The organism is Arthrobacter sp. V1I7 (assembly GCF_030817015.1).
Lineage (GTDB): Bacteria > Actinomycetota > Actinomycetes > Actinomycetales > Micrococcaceae > Arthrobacter.
On sequence record NZ_JAUSYS010000001.1, the window covers coordinates 3,404,583 to 3,428,107 of the forward strand.

Consider the following 23,525-nt stretch of genomic DNA (forward strand, 5'->3'; position numbering starts at 1 on the left):
AGGTGACGGCGTCGTACTCGTTCCGCGGCGAGCTGTGGCACTACCCGGAGGAAGCCGGGTGGCACTTCATCACGTTGCCTCAGGATCTGGCTGCGGAGTTCCGGGACGACCCCGCTCCCGTCCGCAAGGCCTTCGGTTCCGTGAAGGTGAGCGCCTCAATCGCCGGGCAGCGCTGGTCCACGTCGGTCTTCTGGGACAGCAAGAGCGACTCGTATCTGCTGCCGGTCAAGAAGAGCGTTCGGGCCGCGGCGGGCATCCGCGCCGGTGACGAGGTCGACGTCGAACTCGAGCTTGGTGGTTGAGCCTCCCGAGACCGCACACCCGGGTTAAACAAAAGCAGGGCCCGTCAAAGACGGACCCTGCTCGAAACCTGTAAGGTTCCGGACTCAAAAGAGTTAGCTGAAAGCTAAGTCTTAGAGAGCCTGGATGTTTACGGCCTGGGGACCCTTGGGGCCCTGCTCGGTTTCGAAGGAGACCTTCTGGTTCTCTTCGAGGGAGCGGAAGCCGGAAGAGGCGATCGCGGAGTAGTGTGCGAAGACGTCCTGTGAGGAGTCATCGGGGGAAATGAAGCCGAAGCCCTTTTCAGCGTTAAACCATTTGACGGTACCAGTAGCCATTATTTTTTGTCCTTCGTGAAGGTGGAGGAAAAGTCCCGACTTTCGGGTCCTCCGGTGTGGGGTGCTCAAAACCGCTGCTTCAGAAGAACAAGGTCTTGCAACCTTGCGTACTGCCTGAACTACGAACTGCATAAACACAACAACAGGATCAACCCTACAGGAGATTTCCGGGGCGGATTACCACTAGCCCGGGAACGCCGCGGCCTACCCGCAAAAAACGGCGAAACCATCGACGTCACGAACAACGGCGAACTAGCCGCCACACTGATCCCGCCGTCCTCCTCCCCCTTCGAGCGGCTGCTGCTGGCAGGGCAGGTCCGGCCGGCAGCGGACGGCGCCGTCGACTTTCGGACGCTGCCGCGCGTCCACGCGGGCTCCGGCACGGCGGAAATCCTGGCGACCTCCGCGGGGACCATTGATCATCTACGTGGACACGTCGGCTGTCCTCAAACTGGTGGTGGAGGAGAAGGAATCGACCTCCGCCGCCGAGTTTCTCTCAACAGCGGCGGCCCGCGGCGACAAGCTGGTCGCGTCCATGCTGCTCTACACGGAACTTCATTGCGCAGCACACCGCCGCGGTTTTCCGGCCGGGCTGGTCAATGCCGTGCTCGGCGGAATCAATCTGCTGGATCTGGCGCGCTCGGATCTCATGTACGCGGCCGCACTGCCCGGCGGTTCGCGCAGCGCAGGTGCCATCCATCTCGCGGCGGCCATCCGGCTGCAGGCCGACGTCCTGGTTGCCTACCACGCCGAACTGCTGGCCGCCGCGGTGGACGCCGGCCTCAACGTCCTGTCCCCGGGCAGCCGGGCTCCTTCCGCCGGCGATCGGGACTGAGCGGACAGTAATCCGAAGGAATCTCAATGATGTTGTCAACGGATGGCGTGTCGCTTGGGTTGTCCCGGCCGGTTATGGCCGGGACAACCCAAGAGCTTTTAGCTGATCCAGCCGGGGTAGGGCTTAGGGTCCTGCTCCGGCAGTTCAGCGGCGGTGGCGGGGAGGTTGTCCGGCCATCGGACTGGCCTGACGCCCAGTGGAAGAACACCTCGTCGGTGATCGCTTCGAAGCAGGCGTCCTGGAACCGGAACCAGTAGGTGGAGGTGTCGCCCTCGACGCAGGTTCCGTAGCCGAACAGTTCCCCGCCGTTGTCGCGGGTGCGGGCGATGGCGAAGATGATGTAGGGCCAGGATCCGGTGTCCATCCCTCGCTTCCCCAGTTCGGCAGGACGGACCAGGCGGTGCCTTCGAGGGCGTCCATCCAGTCGTACCCGTCCCCGGTCCGGTCGCGGCCGGAAGAACCGGCGCGGTAACCGGTTCCGTGGCCGTTGCCGGAACAGGGATCACCGGAGAACCGGAAGATCCACATTTCCCCGCGGCTGACCACCGCGGGGAAACAGCCAAAGGCCCGGCGCGCAGCGCTTTTGTGCGCCGGCTTTGCTTCGCGCCTGGCGCACCGGACCTGGCCCCGTGCCGTCACAGATCGCGGCGGATAGGGAGCCACCGGGACGCGGGGCCATCCGGGTCCCGCGTGAGGCACGCTTCCGCTCAGCGCCGGGTCCGGGCCGCCGCCAAATCCCGCTCCAGCCGCCGGTTCACCGCCTCAAGACGAAGGACCACGCGGATGCCGGCCAGATTCAGACCGTCCTCGAGCAGTGCGCTGATCCGGCGCAGGGTCTCCAGGTCCTGTTCACTGTACCGGCGGGTTCCCCGGACCGTCCGGCCAGGTTCCAGCAAGCCTTTGCGCTCATACAGGCGAAGGTTCTGCTGTCCCATCCCCACCAGTTCCGCGGCCACGGAAATGGCATACACCCCGGCGGTAATCCCGGTTTTCCGCTCCATCGGATCCTCCTCAAAACCCGAATAAACCCCTTGCCCCAGTTTCACACCAGTGCTATAAAAAATCTATACCAGCCACAACAGGTAGAGCGGGCTGGGACGGAATGATCGCACCGATCTGGAAGGAGTGAGGAGACCATGCTGATGCGTACCGACCCGTTCCGCGAGCTCGACAGGCTCGCCCAGCAGGTCCTTGGCACCACAGCCCGGCCGGCCGCCATGCCCATGGACGCGTGGCAGGACGGGGAAGAATTCGTCGTCGCGTTCGATCTGCCCGGGGTCGCGGTGGATTCGGTGGACATCGACGTCGAACGCAACGTCCTGACTGTGAAGGCAGAGCGCAAGGACCCGGCCGGTGAAAATACCGAGCTGATTGCCGCCGAACGTCCCCGCGGTGTCTTCAGCCGCCAGCTCATCCTCGGCGATGCCCTGGATACCGACGCGGTGAAGGCCAGCTACGACGCCGGGGTGCTGACGCTGCGGATCCCGGTGGCCGAAAAAGCGAAACCGCGCCGGATCGAGATCGCATCGGACAAGACCCCGCGTCAGGAAATCAACGCCTAGAAACGCGTCCGGGTCAGGCCCGCAGGACCGGGAGCATTGGACCGGCCGCCAGCAAGTCAAGGGCGATGCAGAGCAGCCACGCCACCGCGCCAGTTGCGCACCGAAAAAGCGGCCCCCGACGATGCCTCCCCACCGATGGTCCCCGGCCTCACAGGCCGGGGACCATCCCCGCCCCTCACCGCACTCCAGGGCCTTGGGGGGCGGACAGGACGAGGAAACAGCAGACAGAAAACCGGACCATGAAAGAGCACAGCCCGGATCCCTACGAGGTTCTCCATCTCAGGCCCGCCGCGACGGCCCGTGATGTTACCCGCGCCTACCGGTCGCTGGTGCGCACCCATCATCCCGACACCCGCGCCCCTGAAACAGTGGACGCCGGTCCGGAATCCAGCGCACAGGAGCTCCACGACATCATGGACGCCTACGCCGTTCTCGGCGACCCGGTCAGGCGGGCTGCCTACGACCGGCAGCGGCGCGGATCCCCGCCGCCGGAACCAGCACCGTCGCCGCCGCCACACGAGCCATCCAGGGCTGGACCACCCAGCCGGTCCGGGCCTGCCCTGATCATCGGCCCGGTGCGGTTGGAAAACCCCGGGCAACAGGCTACCGGACAGCCGGACAGCGGACGGCAGATTACCGGCCGATGGGATCTGTTCGGCCGGCTGCCGCACCGTGGAGCGCAGGGTGAAGAACCGGCCCCTGGCGAGTACCGGATCCTGTGGTGGGTCCGCCGGTGAAACAGCCACACCCTGCCCCGCTGGCCGTCACACCGCACGCCCCTGAAAGGAACCTGCCATGAGCGCCTGGCGCCCGTACGATCAACTTCTGCTGCCGGCGTTTCACGAACGGTTTGAACAGCGCTGGGGCAAAGGAACGGCCCCGTTCCTTGACCCCACGGTCCAGGTCCACCTTCAACCCCTGCCCCGGGCCCAATGGATCAACGCCGACACCGGCGCGGCCATCGCCGTGGTCCCCATCTGGGCCGAGGACACCCGTCACCGCTCCTTCGGCATCTTCTACCTGCCCCCTCCGGGGACATCTGGGTATTGCACCCCGGACACACGGCCCACATCGAGCCAGGCAAAACAAACACCGACGAACAGATCACCCTCCGCAACGACGTCTTCAGAAAAGCCGTAGACCACGCCCAGGAATTCATCTACGGCACCCAGCTCTAAACAAGCGCACAACCCCGCCCATGGCCCGGGCTTGTCCCCGCTGCCGCTTCAGAAAGGCCGGCAAGCGGACCTGCCTTCTCCGGCTGTGCAACGGAACATCTTGGAAAGGAGATTCAGCATGTCCATCCTGTACATGGAGGAGGGCTTCGGGCCGCACGCGGACCGGGGCTTCGACTCCGGCTCAACCCGGCTGGAACGCAGCGGCCTGCGCCCGGATCCGGGAGGCAACACAGACCGGCACTCGCGCGAACTGGTCCGGCACATCCTCAGCCTGGAAGCGGAGCGGGTCCCCGCCGTCACCGCAGAACTCTTCGCCGAAGCCATCGCCGTCGCAAATGCCGTGCGCCAAGCCCAGGGCCGGGGACCCGTCACCTCATACCGGGCCCGGGACTTCTGGGAAATCCTCAAGGAACTCATCGACAGCGTCCTCGACCAATAAGTCCTCAGACCAATAACGGAAGCCCCCACCCTGCCTTCGCAGGTGCAGGCGCCGGGGAAGATCCGCCCTCCTCCACCACGCCTCCTGGAACCCGTCCGTGGAGCGGCATAGTTTCTAGCCGGCGTCTTCGCGGGCGTCAGGGTAATCCTCCTCGTCGTCGGCGGACAGTCCCAAAGCCGCCTCGATCAGGTCTGCTTCGTCGGCCTCCGCTTCCGCCGTGGCGATCCCGTCGTAGCCGGCACTGCCGGGCTGCACGGCCCTGCCCTGGTCGATGAAGTCCGCCTGCGGGACGCCGTCGGGCAACAGCTCCATTTCCGGCAACTCCTCGGGGCTTTCTGGCAGCACGGGCGTCCGCTGCTCTAAGGCGTCGGCTTCCGGCACCTCGGAGCCGGTTTCCTCTGGCTCGACATTCATCGTCCACCTCCCTGTAACCGGTGTAATTCACTGCGGCGCCGGGTTGCTTGGGTGTCTCCCCCATTGCGCGTCCACCCGAAACCAACTTCGCAATGCCAAATTCGGCCGCAATCCTCTTGCACCAATCTTTGCACCAGTGCTATAAAAAATCTATAGCAATGGATACATATCGGCTGCCGCCTTGAGGGAATCAGCGAACCCTGAGAGTGGAGGCGGGAACCATGTTGATGCGCACTGACCCTTTCCGTGAACTGGACCGGATCGCCCAGCAGGTTTTCGGCACGGCGGCGATGCCAATGGACGCCTGGCGGGAAGGCCAGGAATTCGTGGCCGCGTTCGACCTGCCCGGCGTGGATATCGAATCGGTGAATCTGGACGTGGAGCAACATACGCTGACCGTCCGCGCCCGCGCCCCGACGGCGCATCGGCAGCAAGTACCCGGAGTCCGAATTGAAACGGTGCTCCCCGCCGGGGATGGGCGGGGAGCACCGCACCGGAGAGCGGGACGCCGGGAGGAAGAAACAAGCCGGAAGCATGCCGGTGACATGGGTTTACCGCGCAGCAGAGGGCATGGCTGAGCTGTCCCGCGGTCTACCTCGGAGCAGCGTGCGGCAACACCCGTCTCAAACTGACTTCGCAGTTCCGCCGCACCGAGCAAGGCGATCAGCAGCGCCGGTCCCCCCGTGGTCAGGTCAGTTGCCCAGACCACTTCATCCCCGCCGGCGAGTTTCAGGACGTTGGCGATGGGCTCGAGCAGGGCCGGTTCGTCGTTGAGTATTTTCTGCGAGAGCAGCCGGTTTCCGGCGGCGATCACGATGCAGTGTTGTTGGGCTTTGCCGGCATCGATACCAGCCCACAATTTCACCAAAACAGCCTCCAGTCTGTCGGATACTCAAACCCAGCGAAGACGGCGCCGTCGTGCCCTTATCCGGCGATCGTGTCGCGCCTCCCGATCAGCGGTCGGGTCATCGCGGTGGCGGGCGGCCATTCCTTCGAAGCCGTCACGCTGTGAATCGTCCGGCACAGCAGCCAAAGCCATACCCGCCTCCCCTGGGTAGCCACGGAACCACAACGGCCACGAAACCACCGGTCAACACCGTAAGGACAGCAGCCAAAAAACGGTAATACTGGAAAAGGTCTTGAGCCGGCGTGACTCAGCAAAAAACTGACGTGCCTGGCGGCACTGCCTTTCCGACGATCTGTCCGCCGGCTCAAGGTCCGTCAAAGGGGTGTAGAGCCAGGCGGACATGACTTCATAGGAGCCTGATTCGACCAGTCCCATTACCGTTTTGTCTGCCCATCTGGCCCGCGCCCCACTCATCAGCCATTAATCCGACTGGGGGCAACGTCCATCTTGGCAACCGAAACAACCAAAATCATCGCCGGTATCGACACCCACGCCGATACCCACCACGTGGCCATCATCAACGAACACGGCAAACCCCTCGCGGACAAAGAATTCCTGGCCGTGGGATCCGGCTACCGGAAGATCGTGGACTTCATCACCAGCCACGGCACAGTCGCCGCCGTAGGGGTCGAAGGAACAGGCTCCTACGGAGCCGAAATCGCCCGGATCCTACGCAGCGCAGGAATGAACGTGCTGGAGGTCAACCGCCCGAACCGGGCCGCGCGCCGGCTGAAGGGCAAATCCGACCCGCTGGACGCCTATCAGGCCGCCCGATCCGTACTCGACGGTCGAACCACGTCGATCCCGAAAGCCAAAGACGGTCCCGTTGAATGCCTGCGAATTCTGCGCGCCGGGCGGACCTCGGCAGTAAAAGCTCGTACCGCAGCCAATCAGATCAAGGGTCTTCTCGTGACGGCCCCGGACAAACTCGGGGCAAAATACAGAGGCCTCGGAACCTCAGCAATGATCACTGCCCTGCAGCGAATCAGACCTGCCGGCCATGTAGCTGACCCCGAGTACGTGTGCCTGCTGACGTTGAAAGCCCTGGCCACCCGCTGCCAGTCCCTCGGAGCGGAATTAACTGCTGCGGATGCCGCGCTCCAGGAAATCCTCGACACCTACGCGCCCATGCTCTGTGACCTTCCAGGGGTGGGGACGGAAGTAGCAAGCCAGCTCTTGGTCACCGTCGGCGACAACCCGGACCGCCTTAGAAATGAGGCCCAGTTCGCTGCCCTCGTCGGGGTCGCCCCCATTCCCGCATCCTCGGGGAAAACCACCCGGCACCGGCTCAGCAGAGGTGGTGACCGCAACGCCAACCACGCCCTTTACCAGGTCGTCCTGGTCCGCATGGCATCGTGCCAACGGACCAAGGACTACGTCGCCAAACGCACCGCAGAGGGCAAAAGCAAACGGGAAATCATGCGCTGCCTCAAACGCTACGCAGCCCGGGAAATCTACCGCCAGATCACCAACCCCCAGGCAGCCCCAGACAACACCCGATCTGCGCCAAAAGCGCACCACACTCGGTTGCACAATCGCGACCGCCGCCCACGAGCTCGGGCAATGGCCCTCCAAAATTTCCCTCCTGGAACGAGGCCTCCTACGCAACGATGCCCTCGCCGCGAACTACCGCCAATGGCTGACCGACCAACTGCGGGAATCCCAATCCTTGATGAGCAGATCGGGAGTGTCTGAATAACGGTGGATCCGGGGTTGGCCTGACACGCCGGGCGGTGCCTGGCGGGGAGGACCGATCATGAGCGGAACCATGGATCCCATGGCGAGTGAAGTGGATCAGCAAGAGTTAGCGCAGCAGCTCCTGGCCCAGGCCAGGGAGCAGGGCATCGACCTCGTCGGTCCGGACGGGTTGTTGAACCGGCTGACGAAAAACGTCCTGGAGACCGCCCTGGAGGCGGAGATGGACGAACACCTCGGCTACGGAAAGCACGACGTGTCCGGGCGCGGCAGCGGCAACTCCCGCAACGGCACCCGCACCAAGACGGTGCTGACCGAGATCGGGCCGGTGGACATCGACGTGCCGCGGGACACCGGGTCGACGTTCGATCCGCAGATCGTGAAGAAGCGCCAGCGCCGGCTGACGGGTGTGGATGAGATCGTGTTGTCGCTGAGCGCGAAGGGCCTCACGACCGGGGAAATCGCGGCCCACTTCGCCGAGGTTTTCGGCGCCACAGTCTCGAAAGACACCATCTCGAGGATCACCGAGAAGGTCATCGGCGAGATGACCGAGTGGCAGAACCGACCCCTGGACCGGGGTCTTTCCGGTGGTGTTCATTGACGCGATCCATGTAAAGGTCCGCGACGGCCAGGTCACGAACCGGCCGGTCTACGTCGCGATCGGCGTCAGCGTCAACGGCGAACGCGACATCCTCGGGCTCTGGGCCGGAGACGGCGGAGAAGGGGCGAAGTTCTGGCTCTCGGTGCTGACCGAAATCAAGAACCGGGGCGTGGAGGACGTCTGCATCACCGTCTGCGACGGGCTCAAGGGCCTGCCCGAGGCCATCACCACCGTCTGGGAGCTGGCCGTAGTCCAGACCTGCATCGTGCACCTGATCCGCAACACCTTCCGGTATGCGGCCCGGCAGTACTGGGACGCCATGTCCCGGGATCTGCGCCCGGTCTACACGGCACCGTCAGAGGCCGCGGCGAAGGAACGCTTCGTTGAATTCTCGGGCAAGTGGGGCCGGCAATACCCGGCTATCACGCGGTTGTGGGAGAACGCGTGGAGCGAGTTCGTGCCGTTCCTGGACTACGACGTCGAAATCCGGCGGGTCATCTGCAGCACCAACGCCATCGAATCCCTCAATGCCCGCTACCGGCGCGCAGTGAGGGCAAGGGGCCATTTCCCCACTGAGCAGGCGGCCCTGAAGTGCCTGTACCTGGCCACCCGGGCACTGGACCCTACCGGCAAGGGCAGGGCACGATGGGCCACACGATGGAAGCCGGCACTGAACGCCTTCGCCATCAGCTTCGACGGAAGAATCAACTAAATGCCAACCGTGGATCCACCGTTAAACGGACACTCCCCAGATCTGCCTGATTGAGGACCGTCGAGACCGGGCATATTGGCTGTGAAGCCTTTTGGCCGAAATGGGGTAGCCAATAGAACGAACGAGTGTAACGATGCAGGCATGAATACGACCTCGCAGCTGCCTTTTCGTCGTCTGCAGTCGCGAACGGTAGCGATAATCCTCGCCGGCGTACTGATACTGACGCTTGGCGCTTGCACTTCCGCTGAGGAGCCCGGCGCCGCGAACGTCTGGTCGCTCACGGATGCCGGGGCCTCTGTCGGCGGCGTGGCCCTTTCCGCCCAGGACGGGGCCCAATGGACAGACGAGGGCTTGCGGGTCAACGGTGCGGGCTATGCCAGCACCTCGGACCCTGGCCCCATCACCACCGATGCGAGCTTCACCGTGAGCGCATGGGCGCGTCCGGCGGCTCAGCCAGCGGAGTACGCCGTGGTCCTCAGCCAAGCGGGGGACGTCGCCGGCGCATTTTTCCTGGGCGTCGCCGAAGGGTTCTGGTCATTCTCAGTCAAACCTAAAGATGGCAATGGGGACGGCTTTGTCACCAACCGTGACCGAGCGACGGGAGTCGACGTGAAACCGGGCACCTGGGTACACCTCACCGGCGTCTACGATTCCGCCGGTGGACGGGCCCGCTTCTTCCTCAACGGCTATCCCGTCAGTGAACAAGGTGTCGCCACAGACCCCTTGTTCTCGGCGAAAGGTCCGCTGCTGTTCGGCCGCGCGCAGTCGCACCGCGAACCGTCTGACTTCTTCGACGGAACCCTTACCGACGTGCGAACCTGGCCGCGCGCGCTCAACACAGAGGAAATAAGCGCAGCTGCGCAGATCGCGGCACCAAAAGGTGCCATGCTCGACCGACCAGAGCAATCAGCGGCGCCGACCTGCCCGGATCCCCATGGCGGTGTCTGCCTTGGTGACCTCGCTGCGGGCACCTACACGACCAAGTCCTTCGAACCGAAACTGACGTACACCGTCCCGGAAGGCTGGCTGAACGGTGAGGATCTGCCAGGCAATGTACTGCTGCGCCGGACCGACGATCCACAGGAGGGCGACTGGGGCGGGAGCTACATCGGTGTTTACCAGAATGTCCGCGCGCCGGCGCTGTGCGGTGAAGAAGCACAGAATGGGGTCGGTACGAGCGCCCGAGAACTCGCCTCCTGGTACCGCACGGTGCCGGGCCTTGAAATCGTGAGAGAAGCTCCGGCCTCGGTAGGCGGCTTGTCCGGTACCGCGATCGACTTCCGGGTAAGTGCTCAATGGAGGAGCACGTGCCCCCTCGAGGGCGTCATCCACGCGGTCCCCGTCATCATCGGCGGCGGAGTTTCTCAGCTGCACCACATGATGGGCGCCCCGCTCGAAATGCGCCTCATCCTACTCGACTGGGCCGAAGGCAACATTGCTATTGAGGTCACCGCTGCACTCGAGCAACACAGCCTCATGGACTACCTCGAAGGAGCCGGAGCTGGCGCGGTCATCGATTCCTTCAGGTTCGGGTCCTAATGGCCGCTCCCACCGCATTGTTATCCAATCGGTTCAGAGCTGGAATGGATGAAACCTTTGGGGCTTACAAGTGATGACATCTGCTGGATCAGGCAAAGCTGAACTTTTTTGGACGAACACGGGATTCTTCAGCTGAAGTGGCCGCGCCGCGCCATCATCGGATCAAGTGATGCTGAGGCAGCCATGCACATTGTCAACGAGCTATGCGGACAAACTGAACGCCCACTGCTGGTGGACATGGCCACAACGTCCAAGGTCACCCGCATGGCCCGCACTGTCTTCGCCCGGACCTGCCAAGCATCACAAGTCGCGCTCCTGGGCGCTTCACCACTAGACAAAGTCATCGCCAACTTTGTTTTGGCAAAGAACAAGACACCCCGCCCCAAACGCTTCTTCACCTCACGGACAGAAGCCATGGCATGGCTAATGACAAGCACCACTGCATGACCTGACGCCACCCCCTGGACATGTAGGAGGACCCCTGCCTAACGCACTGCCGGCTGTTGCCCAGCAGCCAAAACGGCGAGGTCGTGGATGAGCTGCCGCACTTCGCGTTCGCGGCCACTGGAAAACACAACATGGGACAAAGGAATAGTCTTCGTTGACGGAGCGGGAACGGCTGAAGGCTTGTCCGGCGGTGCCACCGGAGCGGGCTCCTCAGCTGCAAACGGATCAATAAAGCACACTGGTTCCATCACACGTTCCCCTCAACCATCACCATCCTGATCTGCCCATTATGGATGGAACCGCCCGCCGAACCAGCAGCGCCGCTCTCCGGAACTCTCTTTGCCGTGATTTGACGCCTATAGGAGCATCGAAAAGGCTTTTACAGCCCGAGCGCAGCGAGGCCGGGGACGCGACCCTGATAAGGCGCCTCGAACCGGGGACGGGCTGTCGGACGAGGACTCGCGCTACATCGCCTCACCGCCTTGGATGCAGTAGTCTCTTGGCTCCAAGCGGCACACGGCAACGGCGAGCCGCCATCGACCCTGCGCTACTCGTAGTCGGGCGCTGGCCTTCTGGCATCATGACTTCCGCTGCGGAACGCGGACGAGTCCGACGCGGTGCCGTTCTTGGTGGACCCTGGTTGTTGCCTGAACAGCAAGCCGCAGGCGTATGTCGGAGGTGCAGAGAGGCATGGACAGAGCAGGATTCTCACAGCGACCGACCGCAAGGGTTGGCCCAACGTAACACGGCAGGAATCTGGGGAAACGTGGCCGAAATAGTGGAGGGATACAGTCTTCGCATGCTGCCCAGCCCGGACCGCATAAGAAGCCCGAGCCCCCTGGAGCCTTTCCCTATGTCCTATGTGAAGCCCAGTGATTTGATCACGACGATGATCGACGCTGGTGAGTCAAAGGTATTCATGTCCACCCGTGACACGGTGGTGCGTGCAGCGATGGCCGGTGCGCTCCTCTCTCTGGCGGCCGCGTTCGCCGTCACGGTGAGCGTGACCACCGGCATCCCGCTGGCGGGGGCGATCCTCTTCCCGGTCGGGTTCATCCTGCTGTACCTGCTCGGCTACGACCTGCTGACCGGCGTGTTCGTCCTGACACCCCTCGCGCTGCTGGACAAGCGACCCGGCGTGACCGTCCGCGGCGTGTTCCGCAACTGGGGGCTGGTGTTCGTCGGAAACTTTATCGGAGCGTTCACGGTGGCCCTGCTGATGGCGGTCGTCGTGACCTACGGTTTCGCCATCCCCCCGAACGAGGTCGGTGTCGCCATCGGCCACATCGGCGAGGGGCGCACGCACGGCTATGCCGAGCACGGCGCGTCCGGGATGCTGACGCTGTTCGTCCGCGGAATGTTGTGCAACTGGATGGTGTCAATCGGCGTGGCCGGCGCCATGATCGCGAAGGACGTCCCGGGAAAAGTGATCGTGATGTGGATGCCGATCATGCTGTTCTTCTTCATGGGCTTCGAGCACTCGATCGTAAACATGTTCCTGTTCCCGTCGGGTCTGCTGCTCGGCGGCCAGTTCACCATCCTCGACTACCTGGTCTGGAACGAAATCCCGACGGTGCTCGGCAACCTCGTCGGCGGCCTGCTGTTCACAGCGCTGCCCCTCTACGTCACCCACGCGCGAACCAAAGCGCCGTCCAACGCCGTGGGGAACCTCAAGCTGCCGGCTGGGGAAGACGCTGCCCGCACCGAAACCGGAATCCGCCACTAGCCATACCCGACCACTAAGTGGGTGACAAGCTGCTTATGGGGATTTCCGCTCTCGGGCTCGGCGTCTTCCTGGCCCCTCCCGGCGTCACCACCACAGCCGTTCAGGGGGCACTGGGCGCCGGGTACCGGCACATCAACACAGCCGCCGCTTACGGCAACGAGACCGATCGACGCCGAGCTTCGGTGCGCTTGGTCAGCGCTAGGCTAAGCCGGTCCAGGATTGATGACTGGCCTGACCGCTATTCCCCCTGCACGAGCACTCTGACGTCCCAAGGGCCGAGGTCAAGTTCGTCGCCGTAGCCGAAGGTCTCTCCTGAGATCACGTCTTGGACCGCAGCGGGCAGCTTGAAGCTGCTTGGAGTCCAGGACCAGTTGCGGATGAACCGCAGGTGCTCGCCGTTCCGGGCTGTGGCGCCGGTTACGGTCTGCGAAACCGAGGTTGGGCGCCATGCGCTGCCCTGCCGAGCAGCCCACGCGGCGATGTCACGGGCCAGTGCCTCATTGGGCACGGTACCCACGTAGGTGATCCGTCCCTTGCCGTGAACCGAGGTGGTTACCGCTGGCCATCGGCCAAAGTGCACATGCTCGTAGGACGCCAGTACCTCGGCACCGTGAAGCGCGTCTCAACAGCGAGGTTCCCGTGGGCGTAACAATCGAAAGGTGGGGGTCTGAGCTGCGATAAGCGAGGGACAGAGACGTTTCTTCGGCGGCCGACAACGGACTCCTGCGGGTCGCTTAGGCCTGACTCGTGCCACTAGGACCGCAAATTTGGGGCAATAGGCCCCTGACCTGCTGTTTCTCGCTGCCGGTAGGGCATTTTTGGTTACTAAGAACCTCTGGGAAGTAGCCTCGGAGGATGGTTTCACAGTTCGTGCGCAAGATTAGGACGGCCTCGGGCGCCGTCGCGGTCCAGGTCGTGGCGAAGGATCGTGGCCAGGTCGTTGAGATCGACCATGTGGGCTCGGCCCACACCGACGCCGAGTTGGAACTGCTGCTGGAGTTAGCGCGAGAGAGGCTACATCCTGGCCAGGGGATGTTGGATCTGGGCCCGCTGCCCCGGATCCAGGCCAGTACCGAGGATGTCGCCGACTGGACCACGGCCGGGCCCATGCCGGTCTCCAGCCCTGGTGGCCGCCGACGGCTCGTGGCCGGAGGCGGGCGCGTGGTCGCGACCGCTTCGCTGCTGCTCTGGAACGTCCTGACCGAGGCGTACTCCCGTCTGGGATTCGACACAGTCGGAGACGACGTGTTCAGATCTCTGGTACTCGCCCGGATCGTCGAGCCTACCTCCAAGGCCGATACCATCCGGGTCCTGGAAGAGATCGGCGCGGTTGCCCCCTCCCTGCGTACAGTCTTCCGGTGCCTGCAGCGCTGCAACAAGCAGGACTACCGCGGCACTCTGGCCAAGGCGTGCCTGGCCCACTCGGTCCGAACAACCGGGACCTCGGCCATGGTGCTCTACGACGTCACCACGCTCCACTTCGAGAACGAGGACGAGGACGCTCTGCGCAAGGTCGGGATGAGCAAGGAGCACCGCGTCGACCCGCAGGTCCAGGTCGGGCTTCTCGTGGACCCGGCCGGGTTCCCGCTGGAGATGCACCTGTTCGAGGGCAACAAGGCCGAGACGACCACTCTCGTCCCCGTTCTGGAAGCCTTCCAAGAACGCCACGGCGTGACGGACATGGTCGTGGTGGCCGATGCGGGCATGCTCTCGGCGGGGAACCTGAACGCGCTCGAGGATGCCGGGTTCTCCTTCATCGTCGGCTCCCGCCTGACCAAAGCCCCCTACGACCTCGCCGAGCACTTCGAACGCCGCGGGGACTACTTCGAAAACGGGCAGATCCTCGAATCCAGGCGCGTGATGGGCACCGGCAAGAACGGGCGGGAGCGCCGGATCGTCTACCAGTACTCCTTCAAGCGCGCCAAACGGGACAACCGCAATATCAACCTCATGATCGACAAAGCCGAACGCATCGCCGACGGGAAGGCCCCGCTGAAGAAGGCCAGATTCCTCAAGGTCACCGGCGCCCAGAAGGCTCTCGACCAGCCCACCATCGACCGCGCCCGCCAGCTCGCCGGCCTCAAGGGCTACGTCACCAACCTCCCCGAGACCAAGATGCCCGGCACCGCGGTGATCAGCGCCTACCACGACCTCTGGCAGGTCGAGGCCTCCTTCCGCATGACCAAATCCGACCTACGCGCCCGGCCCGTGTTCCACCGTCAGCGGGAGGCCATCGAAGCCCACCTCACCGTCGTGTTCGCAGCCCTCGCCATCGCACGCCATCTGCAGGAGGCCACCGGGGCATCCATCAAGCGCATCGTCCAGACCCTACGCGCAGTCCGATCAGCGACCATCGAACTCAACGGACAACGCCTGACCCTCGACCCCGACATACCGTTGGAAGCCCAAAACCTCCTCGCAGAACTCGGCCGCGAAGGTCACTAAGCCAGTTGGCACGAGTCAGGCGGGTCGCTTAGGGGACGGCCCCCTCTCTGTCGGCGTTCCCGAGTAGGGCTCACGAGACTTCTTATCGCTCTGATTGTGCTCCTTCCAAGTGGGTAGGGCGGCTTACGTGACCGGCCAGCTTCTTTCTCCCGTTACTGTTTTTGAGCCCCGGTACTGGTGCAGGATTGGGGTGTCTGGCCTGTTGGTCCCGGCACGGTTTCCTCTTCCTGTCGTTGATGATCTACGGGGTGAAGCTACCGGGACCGGCAGGCGCCGAAGAGACCGCTTATAGGGGCAGGGCAGAATGAATCGCCGTGCGTAACGTGAAATGCCGGGCTTCGACACCATCCACAGGCCGCGCGAAGAACTGCTGCGACCGGAGGTGCTGGATGATCGGGAACCACGAAACCATTGATGTTTTTGCGGTCTGGATGCGGTAAGCGTGACCATCACGCCGTCGCCCTGGACAGAACCGGCAAGAAACTGCTGGACCGGGGTCTGCCGAATGATGAGGGCAGGCTGCGTCTGATCCTGCAGGTCCTTAAATCCCACGGGCGGATCCTGCTATGTCGTAGACCAGCCCGCCACCACCGGCGCCTGCCGGTTGCGGTGGCGCCGGCCGCCGGCGTCACGGTCGGCTATCTTCACAGCTCCATCCGCGGCGACCACGCCTCCCGCAGAGGGAACAAGGCACTCAAACGCGTCCTGTTCCTCTCCGCCTTCGCCTCGCTCAAGGACCCCGTCTGCCGGTCCTACTACGACCGGAAACGCGCCGAATGAAAACGACACAACCAGGCCCTGGTGGCATTGGCCCGAAGACGCTGCGACACTCTCTACGCCATGCTCAGGGACGGAACCCTGTATGCCCCCAAGGCCGACGTGGTTTGACGGAAAACAGCGAATTCAGGCTGGCTCCGATCTCACGAGTGCGCCTGCGTCGGCAAGGTGAGGATTTCGGCTCCGTCGTTGGTGATAGCGATCGTATGCTCACTGTGTGCTGTCCTGCTGCCTGTCGCACTTCGGAGCGTCCACCCGTCGACGTCCGTAATAAGTTCAGCGGTGTCGGCCATGACCCATGGCTCCAGTGCCAGCAGCAGTCCGGGGCGGAGTTTGTATCCTCGTCCTGGCCGCCCAATGTTTGGAACGTGCGGGTCCTGGTGCATCGTCGATCCGATGCCATGCCCCCCGAACTCGGTGTTGATCGGGTACCCCGCCTCGCTGAGGACTGAGCCGATGGTATGGGAGACGTCGCCGATGCGAGCCCCCGGTCCGGCAGCGGCTATCCCTGCGCTCAATGCGCGTTCGGTCGCGCTGATCATCGCGACGCTCTCCGGGGGCTTAGAGTCGCCCACGATGAAGCTGATCGCAGAGTCTGCAGCAACTCCGCGCTTTGAGACGGCGAGGTCGAGTGTCAGCAGGTCGCCGTCGGCAAGCGTGTAGTCGTATGGCTGTCCGTGGAGCACGGCATCGTTGACGGCCGTGCAGATGTAGTGTCCGAACGGCCCGCGTCCGAAGGATGGCTCGTAGTCCACGTAACAGGACAGCGCTCCGGCCTCGATGATCATGATTTTGGCCCACCGGTCGACGTCAAGGAGGTTTGTGCCGACGGTGCTGCGGCTCTTCAGCGTCTGCAAAATGTCTGCAACCAGGCCGCCTGTCTCTTTTGCTCGAGCCAGTTCGATGGGGTTCAGGATCTCAATCATCCAATAACTATACCGGCCATATTATCCCGGTATAATCGGAGCCATGGTCAGATTGCCGCTCACATTCGAAGAGGTCGAGCGCGGACAGCGCCTCGGTGCCCTGCTGCGTCGCGCCAGGGGCGACCGCTCGATGCTCGACATCGCGCTCGATGCGCGTGTCTCGCCGGAGACCCTCCGGAAGATCGAGAGGGGCCGCGTAGCGACCCCTGCCTTCCCGACCATCGCTGCGATTGCAAACGTCCTCGGACTCTCCCTCGATGTGGTGTGGGCCGAGATCAACCAGCCCGAGCGTGGTGTTGAACCGACCAGCCCTGATGACAAGGCAAGTGAGCGGTTAGCCTCGTAAGCCTCAATCCCGCAGCTGAGCCGGAGGCTTCGAGCAGAGAGAAAGCATGGGCGCGGGCTCTCACCCGATGTCCCCGCTTGGCACAACTAGCACCGCCGCTCCGCACCAAGTTGAAACAATCAAACAGCCCTGGGGTTGACGAAAAACATAGGGGCACCCCGACGCTTCTATGTCTGTCAAGCGGTTGGAAACGGGTGCGGGCGCGGACCAAGTTGTTTTGCCGGTGGCGGGGCGGCTCGTCGTGACCGGCCAGCGTCCCCTCTCCCCCATTGTTTTGGCTGCTGGCGAAGCTTGCGGAGCTGTGGCCGACGGAGGCCTGTCTACCCGCAGGGCAAAGGGCTGGAAATTCCCGGAGGAAATCAGCGACGAAGGAGCGCCGCAGGGAAATTCCTGAACCGCAGGCCCCGACGAAGGAGGGGCTAGACGGGCCGGAGCGGACACGTACAATCCGACAGGACAGCAGCCAAAACAAAAACGCTTCTACAGCCCGAGCGAAGCGAGGCCCTTGTCAGGGTTTAAAAGGGCTGAGGCCGGCCCCGTGGGGCCGGCCTCAGTTTTCCCTCAGCAAAAGGAAACCCAGTGGTGCAGCGTCATCGCGGCAGAAACTTACAGGTCCAGCGGGGATTTCTCCCAGGAGATATCAACGATGCGGGCGCCCGGCTGCGGCATGGTCAACATCGAGAGCTCGAGGATGTCCTGGGCCTGGGTGGCATCGGCAGGTGCTGCGTCATCGTCCGTCAGGATGTACTCGTGGCTCATGTGCTGCCCCCAGGCTCTTAGTGGATCGTGTTCCTTTTCCACTGTAGCCCGGCGGCAGGCCGTTGCCCGCTGGTGGTGCTGCGCCCGCGGCAGCGTGATCGGCGGCCGGAGGAGCGCATGCGGGGGAGGCCGCCACCGCACCCAAGGGGCCGGACCGTTTTCCCCGGTCCGGCCCCGTTGCTTTTAGCAGTGCCGCTTATAGGCGGTTACCTGGTTCTTCGCGACCGGGGCGATGGTTCCCCGGCTCACCAGCTGGTCCATCAGTTCCGCGAGCCTGTAGCCCGGCGTATCAGCCAGAGCAAGCCTGAAGTGGTCCGCAGCTACTGACGACTGACCTTTCAGGTACGCCAGCCATCCAATCAAGGTCAGCAGGGGCGCCCGGTAGCCTTCCGGCGCGGCGTCGATGAGATCCCGGGCGGTTTCCTGCGCCCGGTCCACCCGGTTCCAGTCCGGGGCGATACCCTCCCCCATGAGCAGATTCCCGCTTCCCTCGGCGTCCGGCAGCTCCGGATCGATGACATTGCAGAGCAACGTGTCCCGCAGGTCCGGACGCTGGAAGCACGCCAGCAACTCCACCGCTGTCTGCGGATCCGTCCAGCCGTCCCGGGTCAGGGCCTCTGCCCACAGTTCCCGGCCCGGACCCAGCTCCGCGCCGAGCACTCCCGGGAGCGCGTGACGGATCTGCTCCTCCCTGTCTGCCGGGCCTGCGAACGGCGTGTAGCTGGTGCCGGGCGCCTTTTGGTAGCTGCTGCCACGGAACACCAGTTCCGCGTTCAGCTGCCCGTCCGTGATGGATTCCAGCGATTCGGGCGCGCAGCACCCGGCGTCGCTGTCACACAGCAGGTTTTGCCAGTGGGACGGGGTGACCAGCCACGCGTCCTGCAGCGGGGTACCTGCACTGTCCAGCGCCTCAATGACGGCCTCGACATAGTCGTGGAAGGGGCGGGGCTGTCCGAGGGCGAGGGTGCTGGCCGTGTAGATGGCCAGCAGCACCGCCGTGGCCTGAGTGTCCAGCGCGAGGTAGTCCACCATGGTCCGGGCGAAACCGGCGGGTTCCGTGGACACGGGGACGTCGACGCGGAGCGTCGCGCCCAGCGTCTTGCCCCGCATGGTCAGGAACACGAAGGATTCCCGCGGTACGAACCCGAGGGTGTGCGGGATGAAGCCGAGGATGTCGGCCGGGCTGGAGATGCGGATTGCGTCGTTCATGTTGAAAGTCCTTTGCTGAGGATGATGGTGAGCGGGGCGGCTCGTGGTGACCGGCCAGCGTCCCCTCTCCCCCCGTTGTTTTGGCTGCTGGCGAAGCTTGCGGAGCTGTGGCCGACGGAGGCCTGTCTACCCGCAGGGCAAGGGGCGGGAAATTCCCGGAGGAAATCAGCGACGAAGGAGCGCCGCAGGGAAATTCCTGAACCGCAGGCCCCGACGAAGGAGGGGCTAGACGGGCCGGAGCGGACACGTACAATCCGTCAGGACAGCAGCCAAAACGTCGTAGAGAGAACAGGGCCAGGGGCGGCGGAGCCCTGCGGAGCCGGCACTGGACCCACAGCCGGCCGCGCCAGCGGACGCCCTTTTCCTGGTGAGCCCTGCGAACCCTCCATCAGCACCCCGAGTCTCCATTCGGCGTCCCTGGCTTCGGCGGCCGCGCGCCCCCGGTCGCCGGCACTGAGTATGCGAATGGCGGTCCGCCGCAGCCGACCCACCGCGCAAGTCGGCCACGACGGCGGACCGCCAGCGGTGACCGCCCCGGCAACGGGACGGCCACCTGAAGGGACTAGCCTGCGAGCAGTTCGGCCAGTTCGACCGCATCGGACACCAGCACCGCCGCGCCTTCTTTCAGGAGCCGGTGGCATCCTGCCGAGTTGGCGCTGTGTACGCTTCCGGGGACGGCCGCGACGTGCCGGGCAATAGTCTCCGCGTGGTGGGCGGTGTTCAGCGCCCCTGAGCGCCAGCGGGCTTCCACGACGCAGGTAACGCCTGCGAGGGCGGCGATGATGCGGTTTCTCTGCAGGAACCTGTGCCGGGTCGGGGCGGAACCGGGCGGGAGCTCTGAGAGGGTCAGGCCGTTGCTGCGGATCGCGGCTGCGAGGTCCGCGTTCCCTGACGGGTAGTCCCGGTCAAGGCCGCCGGCCAGTACCGCGAGGGTTGCCGGTCCTTCTCCCTGGCTTCCGGCCAGCGCGGCCCGGTGCGCGTGCGCATCGATGCCGTAGGCCAGCCCTGAGATCACGCAGATTCCACGTTGGGCCAACCCGTATGCCATGTCTCCTGTAACGGAGGCGCCGTAGCTGGTCGAGTCCCGGGAACCGGTCAGGGCCACACACTTCGAAGGTGCCGGGATGCCGTTGTCGATGTTGCCCCGATACCAAAGCCCGTACGGGGCGTCGGGCAGATCGTCCAAGCCTTCCGGCCATTGTTCATCCCCCGGAATGAGGAACCCGCCGCCCAGGCGTTCGATGGTTGCCAGGTCCTTCTCCGGGTCGACCTCCGGAACCCGCGGAGCCCACCGTCTCAACGCTTCTGACAATTCTTCGACCGTTGCCTCCGGAATGGCGTGTACGGGCTGGGCGCCGGTGGCAAGCCTCAACGCGGCATACGCGCCGAGCCTGCCTACGAGGGCCCGGCCGACACGGTCGCCGGGTTCGAAGAGTCGGGTCAGGGCTGCGCGTGCAATGCGATCGTTCATGTTTCTCTCGTCCTTTGCTGAGGATCCGGTGAGTGGGGCGGCTTTGGTGACCGGCCAGCTTTCCCTATCCCCCGGTTGTTTTTGCCTGCTGGCGGAGCAGCGCGTAGCTGTGCCCGACGGAGCCGGGGCAACCCGCAGGGCAAGCAGTGGATGGGTTGTGGGAGGAAATAAGCGAAGCGCCGACACGAGGCATCGGCTGCGCAGCCGTCCGCAGGACGGTTGAGCCGGTGGAGCGGGCACGTACGATCCGGAGGACAGCAGCAAAAACAGAAAAACGCTTCGACAGCCCGAGCGAAGCGAGGTCCGTGCAGTAGACCTGGGCGCTAGCTGGGCAATGTCCGGAAACCGGAGTCCTCAGGCAGGGCGTGGTTTCCGGTCTACGTTGTGGTGCTCTCGCGTGCAGCGCAGGCTTGCTGGTGGCGGTAGAGCATTGCGCGGCTCCAGCCAACGAGACGCACGGCGTCCTCGGCGGTGCGCCCTTGAGACGCGGGTGTCCTGGGAATGGCGGTCTTTTTACAGCCTAAGTCGCACTCTTAACAGGGAGCGCCACATCGGTCTTCACATGATGCGCCTTTGGAGCTCGCGGTACACCGTCGTCCGGGATACCCGGAACAGTTCGGCCAGTTCGGCCTGCGTATGCTCACCGGCGTCGTGCAGTGTCAGAAGATGCTTCCGCTGCGTCTTGGACAATTTTGGCTGCTTGCCTTTCAGTCGGCCCTTCGCTTTTGCGACCGCCATGCCCTCGCGGGTGCGCGCCCGGATCAGATCTGCCTCAAACTCGGCCACCATTCCCAGGACGTTGAACAGCAGCCGGCCTACGGGGTCAGTCGGATCGTGGGTGCTGCCGCCGAGACTGAGGACTACCCCTTTGGCCGTCAGCTCGTCGGCTATATCCCGGGCATCGGAAAGGGAACGCGCCAAACGGTCCAGCTTGGTCACCACCAGCGTATCGCCGGCTCGGCATGCCGCCATCGCTTCACGGAGTCCAGGGCGCACCCGGGTAGATCCCGTCAGTCCGTGATCGACGAAGATCTGCTTCTCTTCAACACCAAGGGCAAGGAGAGCGTTTCGTTGGGCGGTTAGGTCTTGGTTGTTTGTCGAGACCCTGGCATAACCGATCTTCATTCCAGTCATGAGGAACAGGGTTGCAGTAATCCCCCCGTCACCGTGCATTTGATCGTGCGGGTCTTACGTACGTGGCCCAGGCCAGTAACTGCACGGGACGTGTGGCACGTTTCCGGGGCACGGCGATCGACCGGCTTACGGGAACGAGGGAAGAGCAGGCACAACGCCGAGAGATTCCGTTTTGGCGTAGGCACTCTCGGTATTGACGGTGGTGCAAGGATGATGAGATGTCCTTCTTTGATGATCTTCCGGCCCGGCCCGAGAGGCCACGCCAGCCGAAGCCCGTGCCACCCGTCTGGGCAGGTCCGCCATCGGATGAACTGCCCGCCGTTGTCTCATTGGGGCAGTTCTTTCACCGGTCCGCACAGATGGTCATGGCCGCAAAAAGTGTCGAAGTTTTCTCCACAGGTTGCTTGATTGAGGTCGTATGGTCTGTCCGTCGGGCGGATGAGTCAGACAGTGACTGGAGCAGAGTCATTGACCAGTGCTTCAATCGTGGCCCCTACAGATTGGATTCGGACAACGGCCGTGGTGGCGCCCTTCGCTTCGGTGTTGCCTTTCCCGACGGACGGAAGACGACGACCGCTCAGTTGCACCCAGGGATGTTTGAAGGAGAGGAACCAGTAACGGGGCCGGTATTGATGTCGGCGGGCGGTGGAGGCGGATCAAGCAATGACGACGAACTGTTCTGTTCAAACAAGTTCTGGCTTTGGCCGTTGCCCCTCGGCGGGGACACACGAGTCGTGGCGCAATGGGAGGACCTTGGCCTGAAAGAGGAATCCGTTCTCATCACCGGCGAACAACTGGGAACGGCGGCCGCAAACGTGCAGAAATACTGGGTTACCCCGCTTCCTGAACCGGGAGGATGAGCATGTCGGCTCTGGTGTTTGGTGTAGTCGTCATGCTCGGGGGCCTATTTGTCTTGGCAATCTCCAACCCGCTAGCCAAGCTGGTGACTAACTGGAATCTCTTCATCCATCAGGACCCAGGCGTTCTGGAGGCCTATAGAAGTAGAAAACGTCGCGGCATACGACTGGTTGCGAAAGTTTTCCTGGTGTGGGAGGCGGCTTTATTATCGGGGGCCTTATTGGGTGGAATCTAGAGCCCCATAGCCCGCCGGCGACCTCCAGCCTGGAGATATTCCGATGAATCAGGCCCTGCGTCAAACTCGTCGCCGTCCTTCGGCTCCCTGATTTCGGGAACCACCCTGGCGTCCGGACTTCGACGTGTCCCGTGCTCGGCCTGTAGAGCATTCGCTGGCACTGGCCAGCGTCCTCGGTGGCCTTGGACCGTGGCTGGAGTCGTAGAAGGGACTGCTGAAAGGTTCGGTTACGTGGACGAGGGGATCTCAACGAGATACCGGCGGGCGACGGTCAGCGGATCGCTGCGGTTACCCTGGGTCAGAGTGGCCCGCCCCCGGAATGGTCTGTTTTGGGATGTGACCATGTGGTTTACGCTCTGGTCATGACAAGCAGCACGGAAGCACGGTGAGTTCCGGGGAGAAGGGACGGAAGCCACCATTCGAGGTGCTCTTCGCTGTTTGGGTGATGATGGCGGCCATAGCAGCGTTTGGCGTCCTTGGCGTTCTGGCCATCGTAGAAGTGGCCAAGGAACCGAAACCGGCATGGGTTCCTTGGCTCTTCGGATTCATCTTGATCCTACTTTCCGTGATCGCCGCCAGCTTCGTGCAAACCCTCAAAGACGGCGATCGGACCATGCGGTAATACTTGAGCCTCGCCGTCCCGCTGTGGGTGTTCGGCTTCTCCTGGCCGCCGTCTTGGAGTTGGCTGCCCTT

General features: G+C 63.7%; 23 protein-coding genes and 6 pseudogenes. 19 read left to right on the top strand and 10 right to left on the bottom strand.

Going from position 1 to position 23,525, the window contains the following annotated elements; translation table 11 throughout:
* The first annotated feature begins 2 nt into the window (after nt 1–2).
* On the top strand, nt 3–302 hold the full coding sequence (locus QFZ69_RS15580; RefSeq protein ID WP_306912751.1) for a DUF1905 domain-containing protein: 300 nt from the start codon (nt 3–5) through the stop codon (nt 300–302).
* Between the two features lie 111 nt (nt 303–413).
* Here QFZ69_RS15580 and QFZ69_RS15585 read toward each other — a convergent pair whose 3' ends face one another.
* Nucleotides 414–617: a cold-shock protein gene (locus QFZ69_RS15585; protein ID WP_024365339.1), complete on the bottom strand. Its 204-nt coding sequence runs from the start codon at nt 615–617 to the stop codon at nt 414–416.
* Nucleotides 618–1,044: 427 nt separating this feature from the next.
* Here QFZ69_RS15585 and QFZ69_RS15590 point away from each other — a divergent pair, with 427 nt between their 5' ends.
* Nucleotides 1,045–1,452 carry a type II toxin-antitoxin system VapC family toxin gene (locus QFZ69_RS15590; protein WP_307000235.1) on the top strand — a complete coding sequence of 136 codons (408 nt, stop codon included), beginning with the start codon at nt 1,045–1,047 and terminating at the stop codon, nt 1,450–1,452.
* A gap of 707 nt (nt 1,453–2,159) precedes the next feature.
* Here QFZ69_RS15590 and QFZ69_RS15595 read toward each other — a convergent pair.
* The gene (locus tag QFZ69_RS15595; protein ID WP_306912753.1) at nt 2,160–2,453 is read right to left on the bottom strand and encodes a MerR family transcriptional regulator; all 294 of its coding nucleotides are present in this window, start codon (nt 2,451–2,453) and stop codon (nt 2,160–2,162) included.
* A gap of 135 nt (nt 2,454–2,588) precedes the next feature.
* On the opposite strand from QFZ69_RS15595, the gene QFZ69_RS15600 reads away from it, so the two are divergent.
* The 4 genes and pseudogenes from QFZ69_RS15600 to QFZ69_RS15615 all read left to right on the top strand — a co-directional run bounded on the left by QFZ69_RS15600 (nt 2,589) and on the right by QFZ69_RS15615 (nt 4,631).
* Nucleotides 2,589–3,014, top strand: a complete 426-nt coding sequence (locus tag QFZ69_RS15600) for an Hsp20/alpha crystallin family protein (RefSeq protein ID WP_306912754.1) — start codon at nt 2,589–2,591, stop codon at nt 3,012–3,014.
* Nucleotides 3,015–3,253: 239 nt separating this feature from the next.
* Nucleotides 3,254–3,751: a J domain-containing protein gene (locus QFZ69_RS15605; RefSeq protein ID WP_307000238.1), complete on the top strand. Its 498-nt coding sequence runs from the start codon at nt 3,254–3,256 to the stop codon at nt 3,749–3,751.
* 58 nt (nt 3,752–3,809) lie between these two features.
* Nucleotides 3,810–4,192, top strand: a pseudogene (locus QFZ69_RS15610) (hypothetical protein).
* Nucleotides 4,193–4,310: 118 nt separating this feature from the next.
* The gene (locus QFZ69_RS15615; RefSeq protein ID WP_306912756.1) at nt 4,311–4,631 is read left to right on the top strand and encodes a hypothetical protein; all 321 of its coding nucleotides are present in this window, start codon (nt 4,311–4,313) and stop codon (nt 4,629–4,631) included.
* 114 nt (nt 4,632–4,745) lie between these two features.
* Here QFZ69_RS15615 and QFZ69_RS15620 read toward each other — a convergent pair whose 3' ends face one another.
* Complete coding sequence (locus QFZ69_RS15620) at nt 4,746–5,045, bottom strand: hypothetical protein (protein WP_306912757.1); 300 nt, start codon at nt 5,043–5,045, stop codon at nt 4,746–4,748.
* Nucleotides 5,046–5,266: 221 nt separating this feature from the next.
* Here QFZ69_RS15620 and QFZ69_RS15625 point away from each other — a divergent pair, with 221 nt between their 5' ends.
* Complete coding sequence (locus tag QFZ69_RS15625; RefSeq protein ID WP_306912758.1) at nt 5,267–5,623, top strand: hypothetical protein; 357 nt, start codon at nt 5,267–5,269, stop codon at nt 5,621–5,623.
* Nucleotides 5,624–5,691: 68 nt separating this feature from the next.
* On the opposite strand, the pseudogene QFZ69_RS15630 reads toward QFZ69_RS15625, so the two are convergent.
* Nucleotides 5,692–5,910 (bottom strand): annotated as a pseudogene (locus QFZ69_RS15630) (transposase); the annotation flags it as partial.
* Between the two features lie 489 nt (nt 5,911–6,399).
* Here QFZ69_RS15630 and QFZ69_RS15635 point away from each other — a divergent pair.
* From QFZ69_RS15635 to QFZ69_RS15660, 6 genes and pseudogenes are all read left to right on the top strand, one after another.
* The gene (locus tag QFZ69_RS15635) at nt 6,400–7,647 is read left to right on the top strand and encodes an IS110 family transposase (RefSeq protein ID WP_306912759.1); all 1,248 of its coding nucleotides are present in this window, start codon (nt 6,400–6,402) and stop codon (nt 7,645–7,647) included.
* A 73-nt stretch (nt 7,648–7,720) separates the two neighbouring features.
* A pseudogene (locus tag QFZ69_RS15640) lies at nt 7,721–8,960 on the top strand (IS256 family transposase).
* Between the two features lie 141 nt (nt 8,961–9,101).
* Nucleotides 9,102–10,499 carry a LamG domain-containing protein gene (locus tag QFZ69_RS15645; protein ID WP_306912760.1) on the top strand — a complete coding sequence of 466 codons (1,398 nt, stop codon included), beginning with the start codon at nt 9,102–9,104 and terminating at the stop codon, nt 10,497–10,499.
* Between the two features lie 108 nt (nt 10,500–10,607).
* A complete protein-coding gene (locus QFZ69_RS15650) occupies nt 10,608–10,946 on the top strand; it encodes an STAS/SEC14 domain-containing protein (protein ID WP_306912761.1) in 339 nt (112 codons plus the stop codon).
* A gap of 853 nt (nt 10,947–11,799) precedes the next feature.
* Entirely contained in the window at nt 11,800–12,672 is an 873-nt protein-coding gene (locus QFZ69_RS15655) for a formate/nitrite transporter family protein (RefSeq protein ID WP_306912762.1), read from the top strand.
* 35 nt (nt 12,673–12,707) lie between these two features.
* Nucleotides 12,708–12,839, top strand: a pseudogene (locus tag QFZ69_RS15660) (aldo/keto reductase); the annotation flags it as partial.
* A 71-nt stretch (nt 12,840–12,910) separates the two neighbouring features.
* On the opposite strand, the gene QFZ69_RS15665 reads toward QFZ69_RS15660, so the two are convergent.
* Nucleotides 12,911–13,189, bottom strand: coding sequence for a Beta-galactosidase C-terminal domain (locus QFZ69_RS15665; RefSeq protein ID WP_306912763.1), 279 nt, complete (start codon nt 13,187–13,189; stop codon nt 12,911–12,913).
* A 338-nt stretch (nt 13,190–13,527) separates the two neighbouring features.
* Here QFZ69_RS15665 and QFZ69_RS15670 point away from each other — a divergent pair, with 338 nt between their 5' ends.
* From QFZ69_RS15670 to QFZ69_RS15680, 3 genes and pseudogenes are all read left to right on the top strand, one after another.
* Nucleotides 13,528–15,117 carry an IS1634 family transposase gene (locus tag QFZ69_RS15670; protein ID WP_306912764.1) on the top strand — a complete coding sequence of 530 codons (1,590 nt, stop codon included), beginning with the start codon at nt 13,528–13,530 and terminating at the stop codon, nt 15,115–15,117.
* A gap of 414 nt (nt 15,118–15,531) precedes the next feature.
* A pseudogene (locus QFZ69_RS15675) lies at nt 15,532–15,708 on the top strand (hypothetical protein); the annotation flags it as partial.
* Nucleotides 15,709–15,765: 57 nt separating this feature from the next.
* Nucleotides 15,766–16,005: pseudogene (locus QFZ69_RS15680) on the top strand (IS110 family transposase); the annotation flags it as partial.
* A 32-nt stretch (nt 16,006–16,037) separates the two neighbouring features.
* Here QFZ69_RS15680 and map read toward each other — a convergent pair.
* The gene (gene map, locus QFZ69_RS15685; protein ID WP_306912765.1) at nt 16,038–16,820 is read right to left on the bottom strand and encodes a type I methionyl aminopeptidase; all 783 of its coding nucleotides are present in this window, start codon (nt 16,818–16,820) and stop codon (nt 16,038–16,040) included.
* 43 nt (nt 16,821–16,863) lie between these two features.
* Between map and QFZ69_RS15690 the strand changes: the two genes are divergently transcribed.
* Nucleotides 16,864–17,166: a helix-turn-helix domain-containing protein gene (locus tag QFZ69_RS15690; RefSeq protein WP_306912766.1), complete on the top strand. Its 303-nt coding sequence runs from the start codon at nt 16,864–16,866 to the stop codon at nt 17,164–17,166.
* A gap of 606 nt (nt 17,167–17,772) precedes the next feature.
* Here QFZ69_RS15690 and QFZ69_RS15695 read toward each other — a convergent pair.
* The 4 genes from QFZ69_RS15695 to QFZ69_RS15715 form a co-directional block, all read right to left on the bottom strand.
* The gene (locus tag QFZ69_RS15695; protein WP_307000240.1) at nt 17,773–17,925 is read right to left on the bottom strand and encodes a hypothetical protein; all 153 of its coding nucleotides are present in this window, start codon (nt 17,923–17,925) and stop codon (nt 17,773–17,775) included.
* A 183-nt stretch (nt 17,926–18,108) separates the two neighbouring features.
* Entirely contained in the window at nt 18,109–19,134 is a 1,026-nt protein-coding gene (locus QFZ69_RS15700) for a DUF4192 domain-containing protein (RefSeq protein ID WP_307000242.1), read from the bottom strand.
* A 562-nt stretch (nt 19,135–19,696) separates the two neighbouring features.
* Nucleotides 19,697–20,605: a DNA-processing protein DprA gene (dprA, locus tag QFZ69_RS15705; protein ID WP_307000244.1), complete on the bottom strand. Its 909-nt coding sequence runs from the start codon at nt 20,603–20,605 to the stop codon at nt 19,697–19,699.
* A gap of 558 nt (nt 20,606–21,163) precedes the next feature.
* A complete protein-coding gene (locus QFZ69_RS15715; protein ID WP_373463155.1) occupies nt 21,164–21,730 on the bottom strand; it encodes a recombinase family protein in 567 nt (188 codons plus the stop codon).
* A 227-nt stretch (nt 21,731–21,957) separates the two neighbouring features.
* On the opposite strand from QFZ69_RS15715, the gene QFZ69_RS15720 reads away from it, so the two are divergent.
* Nucleotides 21,958–22,599, top strand: coding sequence for a hypothetical protein (locus QFZ69_RS15720; protein ID WP_307000248.1), 642 nt, complete (start codon nt 21,958–21,960; stop codon nt 22,597–22,599).
* Between the two features lie 618 nt (nt 22,600–23,217).
* The gene (locus QFZ69_RS15725) at nt 23,218–23,454 is read left to right on the top strand and encodes a hypothetical protein (RefSeq protein ID WP_307000250.1); all 237 of its coding nucleotides are present in this window, start codon (nt 23,218–23,220) and stop codon (nt 23,452–23,454) included.
* Nucleotides 23,455–23,525 lie beyond the last annotated feature (71 nt).